The following is a 23,973-nucleotide window of genomic DNA, read 5'->3' on the forward strand; positions in this document are numbered from 1 at the left end:
CCGACGTGTCCACTTTCCGGGGGTCAGGCCCAAGAACGGGCTGGCGCTCAACTTGGACATTGTGAACTGGTCGTTCTTGTGCCTGGGGCTGCTCATGTCGCGGTCAATCCTGGAGTACATCAAACTGGTGGCCAACGCCTCGGGCTCCGTGGGGCAGCTCATTGTGCAGTACCCGTTCTACGCCGGGATCATGGGCATGATGGTGGGCACCGGATTCATCACGGTGATCTCTGACTGGTTCACGGCAATTTCCACTCCGCTCACGCTGGGCTTCTGGGCGTTCCTGTCTGCAGGAGTCCTCAACATGTTCGTTCCGTCCGGTGGTGGGCAGTGGGCAATCCAAGGGCCCATCTTCATCGAGGCGGCTAAGAATCTGGGCGTCAATCCGTCAACCGTTGTCATGGGGGTTGCCTACGGTGACCAGTGGACCAACATGGCTCAGCCGTTCTTCGCTGTGCCGTTGCTGGCTGTGGCCGGAATCCACGTGCGCAAGATCATGGGTTACACCATCATGGTGCTGATTCTGACGTTCTTCACGTTCGGCGGAGGGATCCTTGTCGCCGGAGCAGTGACGTAGGGGCCAGGCGAGGCGCTTCCGCAGAGTTGTTCGAGTCGAGTTACTCTACACTTCCGAGCTGTTTTTGCTGAGGGTTGTAGAGTAATGGGCCGATTTTGGGCCAAAAACGTGAACAAAACGAACAAAAAGGGTAGTTAGTCACCACACCAGCTCGAGCTGTGTTGACTAACTACCCTCGCACACCTGTTCAATGCGAAGGTTTGCCCGCCCGGGGCGAGCGCCGATACGCCGACACCGTTGGATCACCCTCAATCCAGAAACGCATCGGGTCATCGGCGGCTTTACTCACTCCCACACGCGGCCCCACAGCCACGGATTCTCCTGCGCGCAACTCGCCACGTAGAAGCCTCACCTCAGAGCCACGGTCACACAGATCAACCCCGGAGTGATCCATGGTCACACCCAGCGCACGGGTCAGGTTCCCCGGACCCCGCGCAAGGTGCGCGGCACTCACTCCAGGCCGGCGCCGACTGTAAGCCACCTCGGCCCCGTCAACCACCTCACCGGCCCGAATCAACACCGCCTGCGCCACACCAGCGGGGGAACACACCACGTTGCAACACGTGTGCCCATGCATGGTGTACGTGTACAGGTGCCCCGCGGGCCCAAACATGACAGCGTTGCGCTCCGTCCGGCCCTTGTACGCGTGAGACGCGGGGTCGTCGGTGCCTGCGTACGCCTCGACTTCGGTGATCCGAACCGTCACATCTGATGTGACCAAAAAGCACCCGAGCAACACACGCGCACTGGCACGCGCATCAGGGCTGAGCCAATCGCACGCGCCCACCGGCCCGTCCGGCCCGCTCTCCACAGGACCGCCCGGCACACCCGCGTCCATCAGCATTCGACGACGTTGACCGCCAGACCACCCATCGCGGTTTCCTTGTACTTGTGGCTCATGTCTTCACCGGTGGACCGCATGGTCTCGATCACCTCATCGAGGCTCACCCGGTGCGTCCCGTCACCCCACAGCGCCATCTTGGCCGCGTTAATGGCCTTGCCCGCAGCAATCGCGTTGCGCTCAATGCACGGCACCTGCACCAGGCCGGCGATCGGGTCACACGTGAGCCCCAGGTTGTGCTCCATGGCGATCTCGGCCGCGTTTTCCACCTGCTCAGGGGTCCCACCCATGACCTGTGCCAACGCCCCAGCCGCCATCGACGAAGCCGAACCTACCTCTCCCTGGCATCCCACCTCGGCGCCAGAAATCGAAGCCTTCTCCTTGTACAACCCGCCAATCGCGGCCGCGGTCAGCAGGAACTCCACGATCGCGTCAGCGCGCCCCTGCGGCCCGGCCTCCACGACCCGGTCCACAAAGTGCAGCGCGTAGTACATCACGGCAGGGATGATCCCGGCAGCACCGTTGGTTGGCGCGGTCACGACCCGCCCGCCGGACGCATTCTCCTCGTTCACCGCAAGCGCGATCAGGTTGACCCACTCCTGGTAGAACTTGGGGTCGTTGTGGGGGTCTTCGGCCTTCAACCGCAGGAACCAGTCGTGGGCACGCCGCTTTACCTTGAGCCCGCCCGGCAGGTACCCGGTTCGGTCCAGCGAGGACATCGCACATTCGTCCATCACGGAGTAAATGTGCAGCAGCCCTTCACGGATCTCGTCCTCCGTGCGCTCCTGGAGTTCGTTGGCCATCACGATTTCCCACAGCGCCAGGTCATTTTCCTTGGCAATGCGCAAAAGGTCAGCGGCGGAAGCGTATTCGTACACCGGCGCCGAGGTCGTTCCCTCTGACCCCGCTCCCCCAGTTTCCGCGTTGCTGGGTTCAGTAGCCACCTCTTCTTCTGGCAGCTGGGACAGGTCTTCACCTAAGACGGTGGTTCCGGCGATGTGGTCGTGGGATTCGTGGATAACGTCTGGGGTGTGCAGTTCACCACCGATGGGTTCGTTTTCATCAGACTCTGCGACCACGAACCCGCCGCCAACGGAGTAGTACGTTTCTTTCGCCAGCTCTTCACCGGCAGCGTCGAACGCGGTGAGCGTCATGGCGTTGGTGTGGCGCTTAAGCACGGTGAGCGGACGCTTCACCATGTCGTCTTCGGTGAGCTTGATATCGCGCACGTCGCCAAAGCGGACGGCACCCGTCTGGGCCATGCGCGCTTTGCGCTGGTCCATGTCGTTGGCTTCGACTTCTTCGGGCTTGCACCCTTCGAGCCCCAGCAGGATCGCGTCGAACGTTCCGTGGCCACGCCCGGTTGCCGCCAGGGACCCGAACACGTCCACGCGCACAGAGGCGAGCTCGTCTACCCGCTCCCCCACCAGCTCAACGAAGCTGGCTGCGGCACGCATGGGCCCTACCGTGTGTGAAGACGATGGCCCCACTCCTACTGAGAAAAGTTCAAAAACACTTACTGGCATCGTTGTCCTCCCTGTTCCACGTCGACTACCGCGCGTCGTCTGCTCCACGCCGAACTCTCATAAATAAGCACCAAAAAGGGGGCACGGGACTCTGCATGAGAGAGTCTCGCACCCCCTGTGGTGGTTTTAGATCTTGTTCTGTTCTGCGTATGCGTCTGCGTCCATGAGTTCGCCGGCTTCAGTTGCGGCGACTTCGAAGATCCAACCTTCACCGTAGGTGTCGTCGTTCACCAGGGTTGGGTTGTCTTCGAGTGCTTCGTTGACGGCCACAACTTCACCGGAAACTGGTGAGATGAGGTCGGAAACCGACTTGGTCGATTCGATTTCACCACACGCTTCACCAGCGGTGACGGTGTCACCCACCTGGGGTGCGTCCACGAATACGACCTCACCAAGCGCATCCGATGCGACTTCGGTGATACCAACGCGCACGGTCGCCCCAGCGATTGCGTCAGGAGCTGCGTTGACCCATTCGTGGTCTGCGGAGTAGGACAGTTCTTTTGGAAGGTTAACCATGTGTGTTCCTTTCGTGGTGCCCGAGCTGGGGCACGATGGGCATCACTTCAAGTGTGCCTCATGTATGGGTGGTTCAGTACAAAAAGTTCTAACTTTTCGGGTCAGGATTCGCGGCGGTAGAACGGAGTTTCTACCACGGTGAAGGGGTAGCGTTTGCCGCGGATGTCGGCTTCCAGTTCGGTTCCCGCTTCCGCCTGGTCCACGTCCACATATGCAAGGGCAATGGGGTGTCCCAGGGTGGGGGAAGGCTGTCCCGAGGTGACCGTCCCTACCGTCGTTTCGCCGGCTTTGAGTTCGGCCTCGGTTCGAGCTGCGCGACGGCCGGACGAGCTGAGGCCCACCAGGGTGCGGCTGACCTTCGACGTGTCCAGCTTCTCGAGTGCTTCGCGTCCCACGAACTCGGTCTTGTTCTTCAGCGCACCTGCGACCATGCCACCCATGCCTGCTTCGACAGGGGTGATGTCGTTGGTAAGTTCGTTGCCAAACAGTGGCATTCCGGCTTCCAGTCGCAGTGAGTCACGCGCTGCCAAACCGGCTGGCACCAGATCGAACTTTGCGCCGACCTCGGTCAGCACATTCCACAGCTCTTCTGCGCCTGCGTTGGGCAGGTACAGTTCGAACCCGTCTTCGCCGGTGTAACCGGTGCGGGCCAACAGAATGTCCAGGCCACCCACCTTCAGTGGTGCCCACGCGTAGTAGGCCAGTTCCTTGATGGCGTTGCGAGCTTCGTCGGAGTCCTGCGTGGACAGCAAAATGTCTTCCGAGGCAGGACCCTGCACTGCAATCAACGCAGTGTCGGCCGATTCGTCGGTCACCGTGACGTCGGCTCCTGGGTTGGCAGCCAAGAACGCGTCTACTCGCTTCGTAAACGCTTCTACGTCAGCCGGTGTGTTCGACGCGTTGGGCACGATCAGGTATTCGTCTTCTGCCAGACGGTACGTGATGAGGTCGTCCATCAGGTGCCCGTTCTCATCAATGAGCAGACCGTACTTAGCCTTGCCCACCTTCATGGAGGAGTACTTGGACAGCATCGCGTAGTCCAAGTAGTCCCCAGCCTGAGCACCTTTCACGCGGACTTCTCCCATGTGGGAGAGGTCAAACAAACCGGCGGTGCCACGCACTGCGCGGTGTTCGTCCAGTTCGTTCTGGTACTTCAGAGGCATCTCCCAGCCACCAAAGTCGGTGAACGAAGCGCCCAGCTTTTCGTGAACGTCATACAGCGGAGTGTGTTTGGTCATCGTCGACTCCTTTGAGTGTGAGGTTGATTAGATCGAGATTGCGACGAGGTCGAAGTTCGCATCGACGTCGAACGCTTCCAGTGGCGGGCAGAAAGGCACCAGCTTGCGGTCACCCATCGCGTTGTTGATACGTCCCACAGGTGGGAAGTACTTGTTGCGCTTGAGGCTGGACACTGGGTACACGGCCTGTTCACGGCTGTACTTGCGGTCCCATTCTTCGCCCAGCACCACGGTTGCGGTGTGTGGGGCGTGTGCCAGTGGCGACTCTTCGTAGCTGTAGTCAGAACCAATTGCCGTGATCTCTTGGTGGATCTTCTTCATTGCAACGATGAAGCGGTCCAGTTCGGTCTTGGATTCGGATTCGGTTGGTTCGAACATCACGGTTCCCGCCACGGGGAACGCCAAGGTTGGTGCGTGGAACCCAAAGTCCATGAGGCGCTTGCACAGGTCTTCAGCGGTCACACCGTACTGAGCGGTGATCTCTTTCAAGTCCAGGATGCATTCGTGTGCCACGTACCCGGTGGTACCGGTGTACAGGGTTGGGAAGTACTCCTGGAGTTCACGGGAGACGTAGTTGGCGGTGAGCAGTGAGTGCTCGGTTGCTACGCGCAGTCCCTGCTGACCCATGAGCTTGATGTATGCCCAGGAAATCGGGGTCACACCAGCGGATCCCTGGAACGCACCGGAGACAGGCAGGCCGTCTGCGTTGCTTCCGTCCACGTACTGTGCATCCAGTGGGTTGCCTGGAAGGTATTCGGCCAGGTGAGCACCTACAGCAATGGGCCCAACACCGGGGCCACCACCACCGTGAGGGATCGCGAACGTCTTGTGCAGGTTCAGGTGCGAAGCGTCGCCACCGATCTGACCCAGCTTGGCCCAACCGATCGTGGCGTTGAGGTTCGCCCCGTCGATGTAGACCTGGCCGCCGGCTTCGTGGACCATGTCGCACACTTTGCGTACGTCGGCTTCGAAAACCCCGTGCGTGGATGGGTAGGTGATCATGATTCCGGCGACCCGGTCACCGTGTTCAGCGATCTTGGCACCCAGGTCGTCCACGTCGATCGACCCGTCCTCAGCCGATGCGACCGTCACCACGTCGAACCCAGCCAACGCACCGGAGCTCGCGTTGGTTCCGTGAGCAGAAGCTGGAATGAGGATCTTGTCGCGCTGCGACTGCCCGTTAGCTTCGTGGTACGCCTTGAACGCAAGCAGACCCGCAAGCTCACCCTGTGATCCCGCGTTGGGCTGCAGGGACACCTTGTCGTACCCGGTGATTTCAGCCAGCATCTCTTCCAGTTCCGTGAGCAACTGGGTCCAGCCTTGAGTCTGCTGGGCAGGCGCGAACGGGTGGATGGAAGCGAACTCCGGCCACGTGATGGGCTCCATTTCGACTGCCGCGTTGAGCTTCATGGTGCATGAACCCAGCGGAATCATGGTGCGGTCCAGAGCCAAGTCGCGGTCGGCGAGTTCGCGCATGTAGCGCATCATGTCGGATTCGGAACCGTAGGAGTTGAAGGTTGGGTGGGTGAGGAACTCCGAGGTGCGTACCAGGTTTTCCGGCAACTGCGGCGCTGCCACGTGACCCGACCCGAACGTTCCTTCGCCAGCCTTGTCGAACTCTTCAGCGTCAATGGTTTCGCTTGCACCCAGCGCTTCGAGCAAGGTGTTTGCCACGGCCACGTCGTGGGACTCACCAAAGGACACACCCACGTGAGCGTCATCGATGTGGCGGATGTTGATGCCTGCTTCATCCGCGGCTGCGACAGCGGCCGCGGCGTCAGCCACCTTGAGCGTAACGGTGTCGAAGAACGTACTTGTTACCACCTCGGCGCCGGAAATACTTGCCGCGCACTGCGCGAACGCGTGCGCCAAACGGTGGATGCGGCTGGCAATGCGCGTCAGCCCGGCCGGCCCATGGTAGACCGCGTAGAACCCGGCCATGTCAGCGAGCAGAGCCTGCGCGGTGGTGATGTTCGAGGTGGCCTTTTCGCGGCGGATGTGCTGTTCGCGCGTCTGCAGGGCGAGGCGGTAAGCGGCCTTGCCTTCGGGGTCGGTCGAGACACCCACCAAGCGACCCGGCAGCTGGCGACGCAGCTTACTGGTGACCGAAATGAAACCGGCGTGCGGGCCACCAAAGAACAGCGGAACACCCAGGCGCTGGGCGGAGCCAACGGCGATGTCGGCGCCCTGCTCGCCGGGTGACTTCATGAGGGTGAGGGCCAGAAGGTCGGTCGCGAACACCACCAGCGCGTTGCGTTCCTTGGCGCCGCGCACAGCGTCGTCAAGGTTGCGGATTTCACCCGAGGTACCCACCTGGGCGCACACGATTCCAAACACGTCGTCGCCCACCAGGCCCTGGGACAGGTCAGCGACCTGCACCTGGAAGTCCATGGCGTGCGCACGAGTGCGGACCACCGAGATCACCTGCGGGTGCAGTTCGGAGTCCAGAACAACCGTGGAGCCCTTCTTGTTGGCCCGGCGCATGAGCAGAACAGCTTCTGCGGTTGCGGTAGCTTCGTCCAGGAGCGACGCGTTGGCGATGGGCAGGCCAGTCATGTCGATGACGACCTGCTGGAAGTTCATGAGTGCTTCCAGGCGACCCTGAGAGATTTCGGCCTGGTATGGGGTGTAAGCGGTGTACCAGGCTGGGTTTTCGGCAACGTTGCGGCGAATAACGGCTGGGGTGATGGTGTCGTAGTACCCCTGACCAATCATCTGCACACGCATCTGGTTCTTGCCCGCGATTTCCCGCAACTGCTCCAGAACCACGTGCTCATCCAGGCCCTGTTGCAGATCAAGTTCGCCTTCGAACTGAACGTTTTGTGGCAACGCCTGACGAACCAGATCTTCCAGCGTGTCCACGCCAATCGCGTCGAGCATCTGCTGGGTTTCGTGGGCACGGGCGCCAATGTGGCGGTCAGAAAATGGCCGAGGTGCATCCCCTGTTACGGCGGAAGTGACGGCCATCGATGTTGCAGGTTGGTGGGAACCGGTGGTCATATAAGTCCTTACGTAGGAACGATTACATCGGTTGCCTCCCCGCTCTGTCACCTGATCCGTACACGTGCTTCGATGACTGGTGCGGTGGATCGGGCTTCAGAATGCCTTTGTGCTTGGGTGTGTTGGCCTGAGAGTTTCCGGGGGAGGGAATTGCCCCTTCGGCGACGCAGCGTGTGCGCCTCTCCCCAAACACGTTAAAACGGCTATTGAGTTGGGTTATTCAGTTGTCAGTTGTTCACTTATCTTAGTTGCTGTCTATCTTAATCACGTTCTGGCGTGCGCGGGGTTACTTGCGCGTGCGGGGTTTCTTGAGCGTGCGGGCTTCACCTGCGGAACTGGGTGCGCCCGCCCACCACGGTGGTGTTGACGACGGTGTCGCGGATTGCGGTCGCGTGTTCAAACAGGGCGGCCTCGTCGCCAAATTCGGTCACGCTTAGGGGGTCGTGGTTGATGGCGATGAAGTCTGCGTTCATGCCCGGCTTGAGTGCGCCGGCCCGGGTTTCCATGCCCGAGGCGAACGCCGGCCCCGCTGTATGGCACCTGATCGCTTGGTAAGCTCCCATCCGGTTCTGGGCTTGGAATGTCGTGGTGGGATCACCCGCGATGTCGGCACGTGTCATGGCGGCGTAGATCGCCGCGAACGGGGTGGTGGGTTCCACCGGCCCGTCGGAACCAAAGGCCACGTGCGCACCTGCGTCCAGGAGCGCGGTCCATGCATATGCGGCCAGGTTGGGGTCTGGGCGCAGCGCGTTGAGCAGATGCAGATCCGAGATACAGTGCCGTGGCTGCATGGACGCGATGACGTCGAGTTCCGCAAACCGGGCCACGTCCCGCGGTTGCACGAACTGCGCATGCTCGATCCTGGCGCGCAACGGATGCCCCAGGCGCGCTTCAGCGGCTTGGCGGTCGGCCTGTGTTTGCTCGAATGCGTTGAGGACGTGGTGGTTAGCTTGGTCGCCAATCGCGTGCACAATTGGCACGATTCCGTGCGCGTATGCGTCCCGCATCTGCTCAACCAGCACCTGTTCCGTGGTGATCTGCATGCCATAGTTCTGCCCGGCGTCACTTCCGGTCTCATACAGTTCACCTTCGGCTGGGTACGGCGAAGACATGTAGCTGGAACGCGACCCCAGGGCCCCGTCGGAAAACAGTTTCAGCCCGCCGTGGCGGTACCAGTCGTCGCCCGATCCGGTGGTCCACCCTGTGTCTTTGGCCCAGTCGTATTCGTCCAGTCGCAGGTATTTCACAACGCGCATGTTCAGGTCACCGCTTGCGCGTAGCTGGCTCCACGCGCGCTTGGAGAACTCACCGTCGATGTCGTGCAGTCCGGTCAGACCTTCCTGCAACCACTGCTTTTGCGCGTTACGCATGAGCTCACCAAGCGTGTCTTCTGGTAGGTGCGGAATGACGCGCTCCACCAGCGTGGCTGCGTCTTCGCGCAGAATCCCGGTGGGCTCACCGTGTTCGTCGCGCACGATTTTTCCACCTCGGGGGTCCGGGGTGTTGCGGTCAATTCCAGCCGCCCGCAGGGCCGCTCCGTTGCACCACAGCGTGTGGAAGTCGATCGACCACAGCGCCACGGGCCGATCCGGCAACGCCACATCCAACAACGACCTATCGGGCTGGTGCCTAAGCCCCCACTTGCTGTAATCCCAACGCCCGCCGGTCACCCACTGACCATGGGGCAGGATCGCGGCGAATGCGCGGATAGCCTCTACCGCCTCGGGCAGGGAGGTGGTTTTAGAAATGTTGAGTTCCGCCAGGGATTCCGCGTGGGCGAGCGCGTGCAGGTGCGCGTCCACAAAGCCGGGAATGACCGTGTCGCCGCCTAAGTCAACGGTTTCCACGCCCGAGGTGTTCGCCTTCAAATCTTCCACATCGCCCACCGCTGTGATGGTTTCGCCGTCCGTGAGGATAGCGGTGGCATGCGGGTTGGCGGGGTCGAACGTGTGGATGTTCGCGTTGACGAAAAGTTGAGTCATGGGGCCAGTGTAGGACTCCGGCAGGCTTTGCGCCGTCTCACTCAACCAAAATCGAATTAGCACACAAAAGAATTGCCATATTCACGAAAGTTTGGATAACCTAACCTTACTTACACGTCAGATCATCAGGAGACGATATGAAACTTCGCCGGCTCACAGCGGCACTTGCGACCGCCACGGCGCTCACTCTCACTATGAGCGCGTGCGGCTCGGGCACCTCAGGAGAGGAAAACGCGTCCGGGGAAACCATCTCGATTGAGGACAATTCGGGAACAGTTGAAGTCCCCAAGGACCCTAAGCGCGTGGTTGCTCTGGACAACCGCTCATTTGAAACGCTGGAAAGCTGGGGAATCAAGCCTGTCGCTGCTGCAAAGAAGCTCATGCCGGCGGACAACCCACAGAAAAAAGATGACTCCATTCAAGAAGTGGGAAACCACCGTGAGCCCAACTTCGAAGTGATCGTGGCCTCCAAGCCCGACCTAGTCATCACCGGCCAGCGCTTCCGCGACCACGGTGAAGAGGTCAAGAAGTACGCTGGCGACGCTCCGGTTGTGAACCTTGAACCACGCGAAGGCGAAGACCTGGGCGAAGAACTCAAGCGCCAGACCACCACGCTGGGCGAAATCTTTGGCAAGCAGGACGAAGCCAAGAAGCTCAACGACGACTTCGATGCGTCCGTCAAGCGCGTCAAAGATGCATACAACAAGGACGAAAAAGTCCTGTCGGTCATCACAACGGGTGGCAACATCAACTTCGCGGCCCCGCACAGCGGTCGCACGCTGGGTCCGGTTTATGACATGCTTGGGCTTACTCCGTCCCTGGAAGTGAAAGACTCGTCGAGTGATCACCAAGGTGACGACATTTCGGTTGAAGCAATCGCTAAGTCCAACCCAGACTGGATCATGGTCATGGACCGTGACGCGTCGATTAGCGCAAACAACGGCGAAAAGTACACGCCTGCAAATGAACTCATTGCAGGGTCGGAGGCCCTGAAGAACGTCAACGCGGTGAAGAACAAGCACATCGTGTACATGCCGCAGGACACCTACCTCAACGAGGGCCTGCAGACGTACACCGAGTTCTACAACGACCTGGCAGACGCAATGGAAAAGAAGTAATGCACACCAACTGCGGAGACTTTGAGTGAAGTCTCACAACAAATCAGTGACACCCGCGGAACGGAGCACGGCTCCTACCGCGGGTAGTCGCATTTCTACAGGCCCCCGAGGTGGTACCCGCAACCGTACCGGTGAGGGCAACCGCGCCCCGGCGGGAAGGCTGTTTACATGGCCGCTCATCATTGGCGTCATTGTCACCGCAGCCTTGGTGACGGTCAGTCTGTTCGTGGGCGAATATGACATTTTTTCGGGCCAAGACGGTGCCTCGATCTTCCAGATCACCCGTATCCCCCGCACGATCGCGCTGGTGTTAGCTGGGGCAGCCATGGCCATGAGCGGCCTGGTCATGCAGATGCTCACGCAAAACCGGTTCGTAGAGCCCACCACCACAGGAACCACCGAATGGGCCGGGCTAGGTCTTTTGCTCACCATGGTGATTGCCCCGGATGCCAGCGTGCTCACGCGCATGGTCATCGCGGTGGCGTCTGCTTTTGTGGGAACACTTATCTTCTTTGCGTTCTTGAGCCGCATCCAGTTGCGCAGTTCAGTGATCGTGCCCATTGTGGGGCTCATGCTGGGCGCGGTTGTGGGTGCGCTGTCGAACTTCATTGCTCTTCAAACCAACCTGCTCCAAAGCCTGGGGATCTGGTTTGCCGGGTCTTTCACCTCGGTCCTGCGCGGCCAGTACGAACCGCTGTGGATCGTGGTTGCCGTGGTCATCGCTATTTTCATCGCTGCAGACCGCTTTACCGTCGCTGGACTGGGTAAAGACATCGCCACCAACGTGGGCCTGAACTACAACCGCATCATCCTGTTGGGAACCGCTCTGGTTGCGCTGGCTTCTGGCCTGGTCACGGTGGTCGTGGGCAACCTGCCGTTCCTGGGACTGGTAGTGCCCAACGTGGTGTCACTGTTCCGCGGCGATGACCTACGCTCCAACCTGCCGTGGGTATGCCTGGCCGGAATCAGCCTGGTCACCGTATGCGACCTGGTAGGACGCACCATCATCGCACCGTTCGAAGTTCCCGTGTCACTGATCCTGGGCATCATCGGGTCGATCGTGTTCGTGGCCCTTCTCCTCCAAAGGAGGCGCGGACGGTGAGTAAAACAACTCAGGTGACGGCCACCTCGGCCCGTTCCACCCACCCACTTCCTACCCCGCGAGCCAGGCGCCGGTACGCCATCATCGTTGGGGTGCTGATTGCGCTGGCCGCCGGGATCACGGTGGGCACACTTTCGTGGGACAACCCCATGCCGTTTGGGTCCGAGGGATTCTGGCTGATCGCGCAGCTACGAGTCCAGAACTTGCTGGTGATCGCGCTAGTGGCGCTGTGTCATTCGACCGCGACCGTGGCGTTTCAGACCGTGACCGGCAACCGCATTCTGACCCCGTCGATCATGGGGTTCGAGTCTTTGTACACGCTCATCCAAACCGGTTCGGTGTTCATTTTTGGGATCGCTGGAGGGTCGGTTCTGCGTGGCACGCCACAGTTTGTTCTGCAGACCGTGGTGATGGTGGTGTTCGCGGTGTTGCTGTATTCGTGGTTGCTGTCCGGCCGCCGAGGTGACCTGCAGACTACGTTGCTGATCGGGTTGGTCATTGGGGGCGGCTTGGGTGCTGCTTCGACGTTCATGCAGAGGTTGCTCACGCCCAGTGAATTCGACGTGCTGACGGCGCGTTTGGTGGGGTCGATTGCGTCTGCCCACGCGGAGTACCTGGTGATCGCGGTGCCCGTGTGCCTGGTAGCGGTGACGCTCTTGGTGCTGATGAGCGGGCGACTGAACCTGCTGGGCCTGGGGCGTGACACTGCTGTGAACCTGGGGCTGAACTACAAGAAAAACTTGATCATGGTGCTGGGCTTGGTCAGTGTTCTCATGGCCATGACCACGGCACTTGTGGGGCCGTTGACGTTCTTTGGGTTCCTGGTGGCCATGATTTCGTATCAACTTGCTGACACCTACGATCACTACCGAGTCTTCCCTGTTTCATGGCTCACCGGTTTTGTGGTTTTGGGAGGAGCGCACTTTATTTTGAAGAACATTTTCTACGCCCAAGGATCCGTGGGCATCATCATTGAGCTGGTGGGAGGCACGTTCTTCCTGGCATACATTCTCAAGAGGGGGCGACTGTGACATTAAGCAAACAGGCGAACCGAGGTGAGGTTGAACACGAGAGCGAGGCTGTGACACCTCCTCAGGGCCGCACCATCCTGTCACTCCAGCCCAGGGAGTCCGCGGGATCCACGGGGTCCTTGGCTAAGCCTGGGGCATGCGCTGGTGACGGGTGCGACACGTGTGAGTTTGGTGGCCCGGACCCCAGCTTGGCTATTCGGATTGAGAACGTCACGCGCCGGTATTCCGATTCGGTGGCGATTGGCCCGGTGTCCCAGGTGATTCCCGGGTGCGGTGTGACCGCGCTGGTGGGACCTAACGGAGCAGGAAAGTCCACGTTGCTCACGATGATGGGGCGCCTCATGGGCATGGACACGGGCACCATTTCTATGGGTGGCTTCGACGTGACCTCAACCCCGTCTAAAGAATTGGCCAAGGTGGTGTCGATTCTGCGTCAGGAAAACCACTTCGTCACTCGCCTTACAGTGCGACAGCTGGTGGGCTTTGGGCGCTTCCCCCACTCAAAGGGCCGCCTCACCAAGCACGATGAAAAGATCATCAGCGACGCGATCGACTTCCTGAGTCTGACGGAACTTGAGGGTCGTTACCTGGATGAGCTGTCCGGTGGCCAGCGCCAGCGCGCGTACGTTGCCATGGTGTTGGCGCAGGACACGGACTACGTTCTGTTGGACGAACCGCTGAACAACCTGGACATGCAGCACTCGGTGACCATGATGAAGCACCTGCGCCAGGCGGCGCATGAGCTGGGTCGCACAGTGGTGATTGTCCTGCACGACATCAACTTCGCCGCCACCTACGCGGACCACATTTGTGCCATGAAAGACGGTCAAGTGGTGGAGTTTGGCGCTCCGGAACAGATCATGCGCGACGACATCCTCACCGGCGTTTTCAACACCCCTATCCAGGTTTTGGACGGGCCGCGCGGCAAGATCGCGGTGTACCACTAAGCACGTGGACTGAGTTGGCTTGGTAGCGGCGCTGGCCTTACGCCGTGCTGGTGAGGAACTCCAAAACGTCCGAGGTGTCAGCCGCTACCACTGGCATGTCCCGTTCCGTGGGTATGTGGACGTGGCAACCGGCCTCGCGGGCGATCACCGCTCCCCCGGCCCAGTCGTAGATGCCCAGGCCTCGTTCGTAGTACGCGTTGACGCGCCCCTGTGCCACTTGGCACAGGTCGATCGCTGCCGAACCCATGCGGCGAACATCGTCGAAGCGTTCCATGATGTCGATGAGCGCACGGAACTGCCGATCACGTCGCTCTTTGCCATAACCAAACCCCGTGGCCACCACAGTGCCTCGCCTCCCTGCGGGGGTGCCGGACAGGCGGGCTACTCCCACCTCGGCGGGGGTGAGAATCCGTTGGGTGTCAGGCAAGCCTGTCGTCACCCACGCACCCGCGCCCGAGGTCGCATACCAGGTTGTGTTCATCACCGGGGCCGCGACCAGGCCGGCGAGCCAGGTGCCCTGGGCCGGGTGGTCAGGGCTGGCGAGGCGCACGCCGGCCGAGAAGCAGTAGTGCTCGATTCCGCGGACAAAGTTCACAGTCCCGTCGATGGGGTCGATGTGCCATTCGGAGGCCGGGACGTGGGCGTGGTCGGGGATGTCGAGGAGGCCGGACCATGCGGCTGGGTCGAACGGGGTGGGCTCCACCTCTTCTTCGCCAACGACCGTGTCACCTGGGCGAACATGGTTGAGGTAGCCGGTGACGATGCTTTCGATTTGGGCGTCGGCGACGGTGACGAGGTTGTTTGGGTTGTCTTTCGCTTCGACGGTTGCGTCGCTGAGCTGGGCCGACCAGTGCGTCATCCTCTCCCACGCCATGACGGCGGCGTTGCGGGCGATGACGAGGAGGGGCGCGTAGGGGTTTTGGTGGGCCGAGGTGTGAGTGGCGGTGGGCTGATCCACGTGCGTCCTATTCGCTAGGGTTTTGAGTTCCTACCTCATGTCTAACAGCTGCGGCGCCTTGAGGCACACCGCTTTGCACCCCACTTACGTTACCGATCGATTCTTGCGTGCTTTCAGTGGCGTCTTAACCGCCATCTTTACCTTCGACCGATGTGTTTGACGACGTCTTACCGGTTGAGCCGTGACGGCGAACGATCTCTTGCGCGGCTTGCGATGACATGCCTGCGGCTTCGGCGATGACCGAAAAGGTCACTCCGGCGTCTCGAGCTTTCACAACTGCATCAATATAGGAAGCGTTGATGCGCGATCGCTGTTTAGAAATGCGACGGACTGAAGACACGAGCGCTTTTTGCTCGGTAGACAGCGGTTTAGGACGGCGTGACATTCTTTCTTCACACTCCCGCTTCTTGCTCATGGAGCTCCAGTGGCTCGCTTCCCCGCGAGCTACCCCAAATTTCTTTCGTTCTGACACCGTGCGTGTCTGCAATTTGAGATTGTTCAAACACTAAGACACTCACAGTGAACAACTATTACACATCACTGCACAATGGTGGATGGCGAACGTTGCGCGAGACATATTTTGAGACGAGTCAGTTGCGCTTCGGCTATCGCACTGCCTCGTTCTGATCTATGCCTTTGCGGTCAGCACGGGCACGTCAGCTTCGAGGAGAATCCGCTGGGCTTGTGAACCCAGAATGAACTTGCCAATTGCTGAACGCTTGCGCAGGCCAATCACAATCAGGTCGCATCCGTGTTCAGCGGCGAAGTCGTTAAACGTTCCCACCAGGTCGTCTTCGTGTGTGGGCTGTTCGATTCGCGCTTGCACGTTGTGCTTTTTGGCCACCGCGAGGATGTCTTCACGAGCTTGTTCGTTGAGCTTCGTGATGATGTCCGGGGCGCCTTTACGAGGAGACGTGATAACAATCGCATCAGTTCCGCGCACACGGGCTTCACGGAAACCCACTTCAAGTGCAACCATGCCTTCAGGAGCTGGGAGGTAGCCGATGAGAACAGTCATGTGTTCAGTATATCGACCACTCAGCGTGCTCACAGGTTTAACTTTTGAGGGACTTGAAGAGAGCGTTCGTCTCATGACACTTGCGCAAGTGCCTGCTCAACCACGTGCTCAGCAATCGCCATCGAGCACGTCGCGCCTGCGGAAGGTACGTTTCGCACCTGGGTGAGGCGACCTCGGGCAGAAAACACCAAATCATCCACCAACGAGCCGTCCGAGTTCATGGCTCGGGCGAGGACACCTCGGGGGCCGGGGCGCGCGGCCGACACATTCAAATCCGGCACATACTTTTGCGCGCTTTCCAGGTACGTGTTAGGCGAGACGGCCGTGCGGGCTTCGCGGGCCGCACTCTGAATGTTCTTGGACGCGTACTTCCAGAAACCGCCGAAACCCAGGGTGGACGCTACGTCGTCCAACTTGAAACCGGACAGCCCGCGCGAATAGCCCTCACGGCCAAGTGACAAGGACGCGTACGGGCCTACCATGAGTGCGCCGCTCGTCGTCGTGCTCAGGTGAACCGGGTTGGGGGTGCCGGGCACTGCGGTGATGAGGCCACGTACACCTTGAGCGGCCTCGCCGTTGATCTCGAAGTAGTCGCGGGTGAACGGCACGATCTTGGGGTACGGGTCCAGCCCGCTGTTGTCAGCCAAGCGATCGGCCTGCAGTCCGGCACACGTGATAACCAGGTCATATGTGCCGCCGTCGGCAGTCATGGTCGAATCCTGGGCACCTGGCAGGGCCAGGCGGACGCGAACCTCATTACCCATGACGTCCACGCGCTTAACTTCCGAGTCGTACATGATGCGTCCGCCATTGGCCTCGAGGTCACGGGCAAACGCTTCAGTGATTTTGCTGTAGTCGGTGATGGCCGTGTGGGGCGAATGAAGAGCCGCGATTCCTCGCACACCCGGTTCGACTTCGCGCATCTGGCTGCGGTCAAGCATGCGCACACCTGGCACACCGGCAGTTTGCGCGCGTTCAAGCATGGCCTCCAGCCGTTCAAGTTCGTCCACGTCTTGCGCGACGACCAGCTTTCCGCACTCGTTCAAGGGTAGGCCGTTCTGGGTCGTGTACGCGGTGAGGAGTTCAACGCCTCGACGGCGCAGTTTGGCGTTCGCACTGCCAGGTTCGCAGTCCAACTCGGCGTGGACCACGCCCGAATTGTGGCCCGACTGATGCTGCGCCAACAACGATTCTTTTTCGATCAGGGTGATGTGTGCTTGTGGTTGTTTGCGCGTGAGTTCACGCGCAACTGCCGTTCCGATGATTCCGCCGCCAACAACTGCAATGCGTTTAAGCTCCATAGTTCCAGTGTGCCAGCCCAGACGGCGCAAAACGAGCGATACGGCGCATTATATTGCGCCGTATCGCTCGTTTTGTGCCGTTTCGCCTGCCTTTTGGCCCCGCTCAACACGAACTGAATAGACTTTGGGGCGTGAACACCTACGAACTCGACTGGACCGGCCGCCCTGACGCAGAAGCGGCCGCCCACACCCCTCCCCGCGCCCAGGTGGGGTATGTGGGGGTGTTGGGGGACACCTCGGCCGAGGCGGCACCCACCCCCGCTGGAACCGCAGCTTCCAGCGGGCCCACCCCCACACTTCCGTCCACGGGTTCCATGGTGATCGAGGGCGATAACTTGGACGCGCTGAAACACCTGCGCCAAACCCACAAAAACCGGGTAGCAGTGGTGTACATCGACCCGCCGTACAACACGGGGAATGCGTTGCCGTACCGCGATACTTTCGGGGTGGCTGGGCACGCGGGTTGGATGTCGATGATGCTGCCCAGGCTGATCGTTGCCCGCGAGCTCATGCGCGAAGACGGGGTCATTTTCGTGTCCATCGACGACCGTGAGCACGCGTTTTTGACGCTGCTGGGCCACCAGGTTTTTGGAGAAGAGAACTTCTTGGGGTCGTTTGTGCATCAGCGCGCCAGGGGTGGTGGTCAGGCTCGGACGTGGATTCGCGGGCACGATTACATCGCGGTGTGGGCCAAGGACGCGTCACTGGTGGACGGGTTTTGGCAGGAGAAGCGTCCGCCTGCCAAGTACGAAACCATCGACGGTGCGCGCTACCTGGTTGAGGACGATGTTTTGCGCACCACGTTTGGCCGGTATGAGCGTGGCACGGAGCGGCGCCTGATGTATGAGGACATCGAGGCGGTGCGCGGCCCGGCGAAGAAGGCGCAGGTCGACGCGTGGCTGGCGGCCGGCACTCACATTTTGCGGCCGTGGGGTGATGGCAAGCATGCGGTCGTGCGGATCACCCCCGCGGAACAGGCGGCGTCCAAAATGTATTCGATCGTGCGCGCGCTGGGGCATGAGGGGCGCAACGACCTGGAGGCCCTGGGGTTGGGCGGCCTGTTCACGTACCCCAAACCGGTGTCGCTCATGCGCACATTGGTGCGTTCGCGCACGTTCTTTGACCCCGAGGCGGTAGTCCTGGATTTCTTTGCCGGCTCCGGGACAACGGCCCAGGCAGTCATGGAGCTCAACGCCGAGGACGGTGGGCGGCGTGAGTTCATCCTGGTACAAAAGCCCGAGGTGTTGCGGTCTTCCGCTGGCGAGTTGGACTCGAAATCCACAACCTCCATCACCATCAGTGAGTTGGCGAGGCGAAGAGTGGTGGCTGCTGCGAAGGCTGCGGGTTGCGACCCGGCGTCTCTCACCGATGTGCGCCTGGACTGACTAGAGGCGTGCGTCTGGACTGAACAACACAATTCGATATCAACGTGTGAGTTACTCCACTCGTTGTTTGTAACGCGAACTAGTGTGTGCCTCACGGCAGGATCAAAGGAGATACACATGAGTGAGCCACGCCAACACCCCAGTAGCTATACGCATGAGTCACGCGACTCCATTTTCAACAAAGCGATGGGTCGTCTCGATGCGCTGTTTGTAGGCTTCGGCGCCATGATCGGCTTTGGCTGGATTGTTCTCGCTGGAGGGTGGATTGAACAGGCCGGCACTGTAGGAGCGCTTCTCGCGTTTGTTGGTGGCGGTGTCATCATGGCATTTGTTGGTGTCGTGTATTCCGAACTCGTCGCCGCCATGCCCCTAGCCGGTGGAGAGCACAACTATCTGATGCGCAGCATGGGGCCAAAGATAGCGATGATTGGCTCGTGGTGCATCGTTGGCGGATACATCACTGTGGTGATGTTCGAAGCCGTTGCTGTACCCAAAACTGCGTTGTACTTATTTCCTGACCTCAACAAGGTCCATTTGTGGACAATCGCGGGATTCGATGTCTACCTCACGTGGGCACTGGTAGGTGTCATCACTGCGGTTGTGCTGACGTACATCAACATCCGAGGCGTCAAAGTCGCTTCACTGGTTCAGACGTTTGTCGTCTCGTTCTTGCTGATTGTGGGTCTGCTTCTGATTTTCGGCTCCTTCACCGGCGGCCAGATGGAAAATGCCGAACCCCTATATTCCGGAGGCTTCAGCGGCTTTGTCACCGTGCTCGTAGCCGTTCCATTCCTCTTCGTGGGCTTTGACGTACTCCCCCAAGCCGCAGAAGAGATCAACGTCAAACCGCGTCAGATCGGCAAGCTCGTGGTGTTCGCTGTTCTCATGGCCGTGGCCTGGTACGTTGTCATTATTTTTACTACCTCGGTGTCCATGCCCCACGACAAGATCGCCGCGCTCAACGCAGAAGATGGCCTGGTCACAGCCGACGCCCTCACCGCCATGCTGGGCCACCCCATTTGGGGCAAGATCGTGATCGCTGGAGGGCTCGCCGGCATCATTACCAGTTGGAATGCCTTCCTAATGGGTGCGTCACGACTCATGTGGGCAATGGCCAATTCCGGAATGATCCCTGCGTGGTTCGGCAAAATTCACCCACGTTACCGCACTCCAGTCAATGCGCTCCTGTTTATCGGGGCGCTATCGGTTGTGACACCGTTCTTGGGTTCGAAGATGCTGGGGTGGGTCGTGGACGCCGGGTCACCCATGATTGTGATCACGTACTTCCTGGTGTCAGTCGCGTTCGTGTTGCTTCGCAAGCGTGAACCTGGCATGGAACGCCCCATGCGCGTCGGTGGAAAAGGCAATTTCGGAATCGTGGTGGGTGCGATTGCCGCGGTCCTGTGCCTCTTCTTGTTTGTTTTGTATCTCCCAGTGACACCGTGGTCAGCTGAGCTGGCCTTGCCATCGTGGGCGATGTTCGGGCTGTGGATCACCGCTGGAGTCGTCATGATGTTCCGTCTTCCGGGTGGCGTAAAACCGGGCCCCAACGCGGAAAACGATCTACTCACCAAACTAGGCAAGAACCACTAATGATGTGTGTGGGTACACGGTGACACCCACCGTGTACCCACCCACCTAAAGCTCGGGTCGTGGCACAGGAACCAACTGCTCAAGCCCCGCGGCCACTTCAAACACCGGCGCGCAGTCATACGGGTGCCCCACGATCTGTACACTCGTGGGAACACCCGCGCTCCCCACGCCGCTGGGCATGGCCATGACTGGCCTGCGGTTGGCGATGTTGAACGGCACCGTCATGTGCCCTTCCCAGTAGAAGTCCAGGTTCCCGGCCTCGCGCTCCACCTCACCTAGGTAGTCGCAACCGGCGTCCAGGTCCTCAATCGCCGAGGTGCCTGTCACCAACACGTCGTACCCCTCCATGGCGCGGGTGAGAGTGTCCTGGATCTGGGACTCCAACGTCAGGCTGTCCACCAGACTGGTTTCCCGGGCCGCCTGCGTGGTCGACTCGACCATGAGGCGCGTGTATGGCTCAAAACCACTCAAATCCCCATTCACGGACTGGAACAGCTTCGCCCCAAAAATGTGTCCAAAGTGACTCATCGACGCCCGGGTGATGGTCTCCAAATCAAGCCCCACGTCCACGGTCTCAACAACCGCACCCGCACCCGCGAGCGCCTGCGCCACACGGTCGACTCCCGCCGCCACAGCAGAATCGAGCGCGTACGCCCCCAGGTCAGCACTGACCGCCACGCGCTTACCAGCAAGCAACTGCCCAGCCTCACCAAACTCATGCGGGTAGTCCTCTACCGGGACGGTCGCGTTGTCGTACGGATCAACACCGGTGATCACGTTAAACACGTAAGCGGTGTCGGCAACACTGCGCGCTAAAACGTGGTCGCCACGGTACCAGTCATTGTTCGAGGGATGCGTCCCTGGCGTAGAGCCAAATGGCGACTTAAACCCGGGCAACCCGCAAAACGCGGCGGGAATGCGCGTGGACCCCGCAATGTCTGACGCGGTAGCAAACGGCGCAAATCCGGCTACCACCGCTCCTCCTGATCCACCGGACGAACCACCCGGGGTCTTATCGAGGTTAAACGGGTTTCGACTGATCCCCCATTCGCGCGTGTGACTAAACGTGGCGCAGGAAAACTCCGGCGTGGTGGTGCGCCCAATCGGAATCGCGCCGGCTGCCCGCAGTCGCGCCACGATCGGGTGGTCGGCTTCCGCTACCGCGCCGGCTAGCGTTTGGGATCCTCGCGTCGCGGAGTGCCCGGCCAAGTCGTGTTGTTCCTTGATGAGGAATGGCACGCCCAGCAAGGGCTTGCTTTCACGTGCCGCTGCGGCGCGGTGGGCTTCTTCGAGTGCCAGGTCAGGCAGGGTGTCAACAACACAGTTAATGTGAGGGTTGACGTGTTTGATACGTTCTAGAAGGTGCGTGACGAGCTCAACGGGTGACAGTCCTTGCTGATATGCCTGGAGAACTTCTTTTACGCCCATGTAATGTAAGTCACTCATACACGTAGTGTGGCATATTCATTCACTGCCTCAGCACTACCCCCGTACACTGGAAGCTAAGCCTGCCAAATTCGCTCGGAGTCGCACATGAAGGATTCTGCCCGTCGCAAGGCGCGCCACATCACAATCTTCCTTGATGTGGACGGTGTGCTGAACTCTTTTCCCGTTGAGGGCAAGCGATTCAAGAAAGAGGGTCGTAAGGAAGTGCAGGCGTGGAACTATGTTCTGCATTTTCGGCCCAAAATCATCAAGGCGTTAGAGAAGGTCGTGAAGAATCGCGACGCGGACATCGTGTGGCTTTCGACCTGGTCAGCGCTGTGTCGCACTGAAATTGAACCAAAGCTCAACTTTGAACGCTCCTACCCCATCATCGAGATGCCGGACGCCACGTATAACCGTCACGCCGGGGACCACACCAAATGGTGGAAGGCCCTTGCCATGAAACAGTGGCTGGCTGACAATCCCGGCAAGCGCGCGGTGTGGGTCGATGACGATCTGGCACATGAGAGCACGCGCCAGTATTTCGAGCAGACGTATCGGAACCGGATGCTGTTGATCGCGCCGGAGTTTCAGTTCGGGTTAACTGAAGACCAGATCACGTCGATTGAAGATTTTTCGTACCCGCGCCCCAGTGGTTCTGAACCCATGAACACCAGCGACTTTGTGGTTGCCCCGGTACACGACGCAGACACGGACACTGACGCAGAACGCGAGTCTGACACGTCCCAACCCACGTTCAGCCCGGAACACACCCCGCACGCGGGACCGGACCCGGAGACCTCGGCCAACACCCCGCACGCGGGACCTGACCCGGACACACCTACTGCTCAGAGCTCCAATGAGTAGCGGGGCGTCTTCCCCCACCGTCGGCCTGTTGGACTCTGGCCTAGGCTTGGTGCCGTTCGCGGTTGCCGTGCACCATGAACTCCCCCATGTGAACCTGGCCCTTGCGCTGGATCCGGACTTCGCTCCGTATGGCGCTCTCACCTCGGCACAGATTGAGCAACGCGCACTGGCTTCCGCCCGCACGTTGGTGGACGCAGGGGCCCGCGCCCTAGTGATCGCGTGCAACACGGCCAGCGTGCATGCGTTGCAAGCGGTGCGCGAGCAGTTCGAACCAGACATCCCGGTGATCGGCACGGTCCCAGCGGTGAAGCCCGCGGCGGCCACCGGCGCCCCATTCGCGGTGTGGGCCACAACAGCTACCACGGGAAGCGCATACCAGCGCTCGCTCATCAGCATGTACGCGGGCGACATCAACGTGTACCCGGTGGCGTGCGCCGGCCTAGCCCAGGCCATTGACTCCGCCGACCCGGAAACCATCGACATCGCTCTTTCCGCCGCCGTCACCGCGACACCTCGGGAAGCCCAGTCCATTGTGCTGGGGTGCACGCACTACGGGCTGGTCGCGGACCGCATTGAGGCAGCGTTTGACCGTCCCGTCGCTCTGTTTGATTCGCCCCCGGCGGTTGCCCGCCAGTTGGCGCGCAGGCTTGCCGCGCCGTTGGTTTCTGAGAACTCCGCCGAGGTCGTTCCACCACCGCCGTCTTCCCAGCTTGTGTCTGGTTCGGCTGGCAGGCTGACGCACGTGTTTGTTTCGGGTAGGCCGGGGCATTTACCCGCCGCTGTAGAGGCGTATTCTGTTGGGCGTGAGCTGTTGGCGCTGCGGAACAAAACGGAATAAATCAGGTTCGCCAAACGCTATACAGGTACACGCTTAAAGGAGTGCAATGTTATCGCTGATCTATCGTCAGGCTCGTAACTTTTTCTTAGCGCAGGGTATTTTCGCAGTACTAGCTGGACTGGCAATCCTGGTATGGCCGGGACAGTCCTTAGTGGTCGTGGCATACATTTTCGCCGGATGGTTGATCGCCGACGGCGTCTTTTCATGCTTCCTCTGGTTGCGCGCACGGCGTGTGCCAGGCGCCCAACTGTCCATGGGTAAAGGGATCATTCAGATCATCTTGGGCATCATCATCGCCATGTTGCCCGGTGTTTTCGCGTCGATCATTCTGGTGATCGTGTCGCTGGCGGTGTTCCTCATCGCTATGGGACTGCTCACGACAGGTTTGGTCATCAAACCCACCGGGAACCGTTCGTGGATCGCTTTTGTGATCTGTGGTGTGTTGGCGTTCGCCGGTTCGGTCATGATCGTGGTGTTCCCGCGTGAAAGCACTCTGGCGTTGCTCACTGTGGTCGCTACGGTTCTGATCTTTGTGGGCGCTGCATGTTTAGCGTTGGGCTTCAAGTTCGGCAAGAGCGCACAAGCTGTGGCAGAACGTGAACGCGCGTACTCCAACCCCAGCAATGACGGCCGAGGTGATGTCATCGAAGGCACCGTAGAAGACACGGATAACAATGACACTCCGCCAGAAATCAATCGTTAACGTTTGC

21 protein-coding genes and 1 riboswitch are annotated in these 23,973 nt (G+C 60.1%); of the genes, 10 read left to right on the plus strand and 11 right to left on the minus strand.

The genetic code is table 11. The features are described 5' to 3' along the window. Positions 1-40: 40 nt before the first annotated feature. On the plus strand, positions 41-577 hold the full coding sequence (locus MHX53_RS10455) for a TIGR00366 family protein (protein ID WP_257994591.1): 537 nt from the start codon (positions 41-43) through the stop codon (positions 575-577). Positions 578-764: 187 nt separating this feature from the next. On the opposite strand, the gene MHX53_RS10460 is transcribed toward MHX53_RS10455, so the two are convergent. The 6 genes from MHX53_RS10460 to MHX53_RS10485 all read right to left on the minus strand — a co-directional run bounded on the left by MHX53_RS10460 (position 765) and on the right by MHX53_RS10485 (position 9,680). Further along, positions 765-1,421 carry a DNA-3-methyladenine glycosylase gene (locus tag MHX53_RS10460; RefSeq protein ID WP_180965368.1) on the minus strand — a complete coding sequence of 219 codons (657 nt, stop codon included), beginning with the start codon at positions 1,419-1,421 and terminating at the stop codon, positions 765-767. Then, positions 1,415-2,944 carry an L-serine ammonia-lyase gene (locus MHX53_RS10465; RefSeq protein ID WP_102239299.1) on the minus strand — a complete coding sequence of 510 codons (1,530 nt, stop codon included), beginning with the start codon at positions 2,942-2,944 and terminating at the stop codon, positions 1,415-1,417. Before MHX53_RS10465 ends, MHX53_RS10460 begins: the two co-directional genes overlap by 7 nt. Positions 2,945-3,070: 126 nt before the next feature. Beyond that, positions 3,071-3,460, minus strand: a complete 390-nt coding sequence (gene gcvH, locus MHX53_RS10470; protein WP_102239300.1) for a glycine cleavage system protein GcvH — start codon at positions 3,458-3,460, stop codon at positions 3,071-3,073. A gap of 101 nt (positions 3,461-3,561) precedes the next feature. After that, a complete protein-coding gene (gene gcvT / locus MHX53_RS10475) occupies positions 3,562-4,698 on the minus strand; it encodes a glycine cleavage system aminomethyltransferase GcvT (RefSeq protein WP_102239301.1) in 1,137 nt (378 codons plus the stop codon). A gap of 27 nt (positions 4,699-4,725) precedes the next feature. Next, positions 4,726-7,665 carry an aminomethyl-transferring glycine dehydrogenase gene (gene gcvP / locus MHX53_RS10480; RefSeq protein ID WP_180965388.1) on the minus strand — a complete coding sequence of 980 codons (2,940 nt, stop codon included), beginning with the start codon at positions 7,663-7,665 and terminating at the stop codon, positions 4,726-4,728. A gap of 138 nt (positions 7,666-7,803) precedes the next feature. Beyond that, positions 7,804-7,895, minus strand: a riboswitch (glycine riboswitch). Positions 7,896-8,021: 126 nt separating this feature from the next. Next, complete coding sequence (locus MHX53_RS10485) at positions 8,022-9,680, minus strand: amidohydrolase (protein ID WP_102239303.1); 1,659 nt, start codon at positions 9,678-9,680, stop codon at positions 8,022-8,024. Between the two features lie 137 nt (positions 9,681-9,817). Between MHX53_RS10485 and MHX53_RS10490 the strand changes: the two genes are divergently transcribed. The 4 genes from MHX53_RS10490 to MHX53_RS10505 all read left to right on the plus strand — a co-directional run bounded on the left by MHX53_RS10490 (position 9,818) and on the right by MHX53_RS10505 (position 13,878). Then, entirely contained in the window at positions 9,818-10,798 is a 981-nt protein-coding gene (locus MHX53_RS10490; RefSeq protein ID WP_102239304.1) for an ABC transporter substrate-binding protein, read from the plus strand. Positions 10,799-10,958: 160 nt separating this feature from the next. Continuing rightward, a complete protein-coding gene (locus MHX53_RS10495; protein ID WP_180965389.1) occupies positions 10,959-11,900 on the plus strand; it encodes an iron chelate uptake ABC transporter family permease subunit in 942 nt (313 codons plus the stop codon). Then, entirely contained in the window at positions 11,897-12,931 is a 1,035-nt protein-coding gene (locus tag MHX53_RS10500; RefSeq protein ID WP_102239306.1) for an iron chelate uptake ABC transporter family permease subunit, read from the plus strand. The genes MHX53_RS10495 and MHX53_RS10500 overlap by 4 nt, the downstream gene beginning before the upstream one ends. Positions 12,932-13,125: 194 nt before the next feature. Beyond that, positions 13,126-13,878, plus strand: a complete 753-nt coding sequence (locus MHX53_RS10505; protein ID WP_102239529.1) for an ATP-binding cassette domain-containing protein — start codon at positions 13,126-13,128, stop codon at positions 13,876-13,878. Positions 13,879-13,915: 37 nt separating this feature from the next. On the opposite strand, the gene MHX53_RS10510 is transcribed toward MHX53_RS10505, so the two are convergent. From MHX53_RS10510 to lhgO, 4 genes are all read right to left on the minus strand, one after another. Then, positions 13,916-14,836 carry an inositol monophosphatase family protein gene (locus tag MHX53_RS10510; RefSeq protein WP_102239307.1) on the minus strand — a complete coding sequence of 307 codons (921 nt, stop codon included), beginning with the start codon at positions 14,834-14,836 and terminating at the stop codon, positions 13,916-13,918. A 124-nt stretch (positions 14,837-14,960) separates the two neighbouring features. Then, positions 14,961-15,251, minus strand: coding sequence for a hypothetical protein (locus MHX53_RS10515; protein ID WP_102239308.1), 291 nt, complete (start codon positions 15,249-15,251; stop codon positions 14,961-14,963). Positions 15,252-15,464: 213 nt separating this feature from the next. Continuing rightward, positions 15,465-15,854, minus strand: a complete 390-nt coding sequence (locus MHX53_RS10520; protein WP_102239309.1) for a universal stress protein — start codon at positions 15,852-15,854, stop codon at positions 15,465-15,467. Between the two features lie 71 nt (positions 15,855-15,925). Beyond that, positions 15,926-17,155, minus strand: coding sequence for an L-2-hydroxyglutarate oxidase (gene lhgO, locus MHX53_RS10525; RefSeq protein ID WP_102239310.1), 1,230 nt, complete (start codon positions 17,153-17,155; stop codon positions 15,926-15,928). Positions 17,156-17,286: 131 nt separating this feature from the next. Here lhgO and MHX53_RS10530 point away from each other — a divergent pair, with 131 nt between their 5' ends. Further along, positions 17,287-18,540, plus strand: coding sequence for a site-specific DNA-methyltransferase (locus MHX53_RS10530; RefSeq protein ID WP_102239311.1), 1,254 nt, complete (start codon positions 17,287-17,289; stop codon positions 18,538-18,540). Positions 18,541-18,657: 117 nt separating this feature from the next. Next, entirely contained in the window at positions 18,658-20,133 is a 1,476-nt protein-coding gene (locus tag MHX53_RS10535; RefSeq protein WP_102239312.1) for an APC family permease, read from the plus strand. Between the two features lie 45 nt (positions 20,134-20,178). Here the strand turns inward: MHX53_RS10535 and MHX53_RS10540 are convergent, their stop codons facing one another. After that, complete coding sequence (locus tag MHX53_RS10540) at positions 20,179-21,579, minus strand: amidase (protein ID WP_239272661.1); 1,401 nt, start codon at positions 21,577-21,579, stop codon at positions 20,179-20,181. Between the two features lie 87 nt (positions 21,580-21,666). On the opposite strand from MHX53_RS10540, the gene MHX53_RS10545 reads away from it, so the two are divergent. From MHX53_RS10545 to MHX53_RS10555, 3 genes are read left to right on the plus strand one after another with little or no spacing between them, the layout of a single operon-like run. Next, on the plus strand, positions 21,667-22,425 hold the full coding sequence (locus tag MHX53_RS10545) for an HAD domain-containing protein (protein WP_239272662.1): 759 nt from the start codon (positions 21,667-21,669) through the stop codon (positions 22,423-22,425). Next, the gene (locus MHX53_RS10550) at positions 22,418-23,263 is read left to right on the plus strand and encodes an aspartate/glutamate racemase family protein (RefSeq protein WP_239272663.1); all 846 of its coding nucleotides are present in this window, start codon (positions 22,418-22,420) and stop codon (positions 23,261-23,263) included. The genes MHX53_RS10545 and MHX53_RS10550 overlap by 8 nt, the downstream gene beginning before the upstream one ends. Positions 23,264-23,309: 46 nt before the next feature. Next, positions 23,310-23,966, plus strand: a complete 657-nt coding sequence (locus MHX53_RS10555; protein WP_239272664.1) for a DUF308 domain-containing protein — start codon at positions 23,310-23,312, stop codon at positions 23,964-23,966. Positions 23,967-23,973 lie beyond the last annotated feature (7 nt).

The sequence above is a fragment of the Brevibacterium sp. ACRRH genome (assembly GCF_022346365.1).
Lineage (GTDB): Bacteria > Actinomycetota > Actinomycetes > Actinomycetales > Brevibacteriaceae > Brevibacterium > Brevibacterium paucivorans.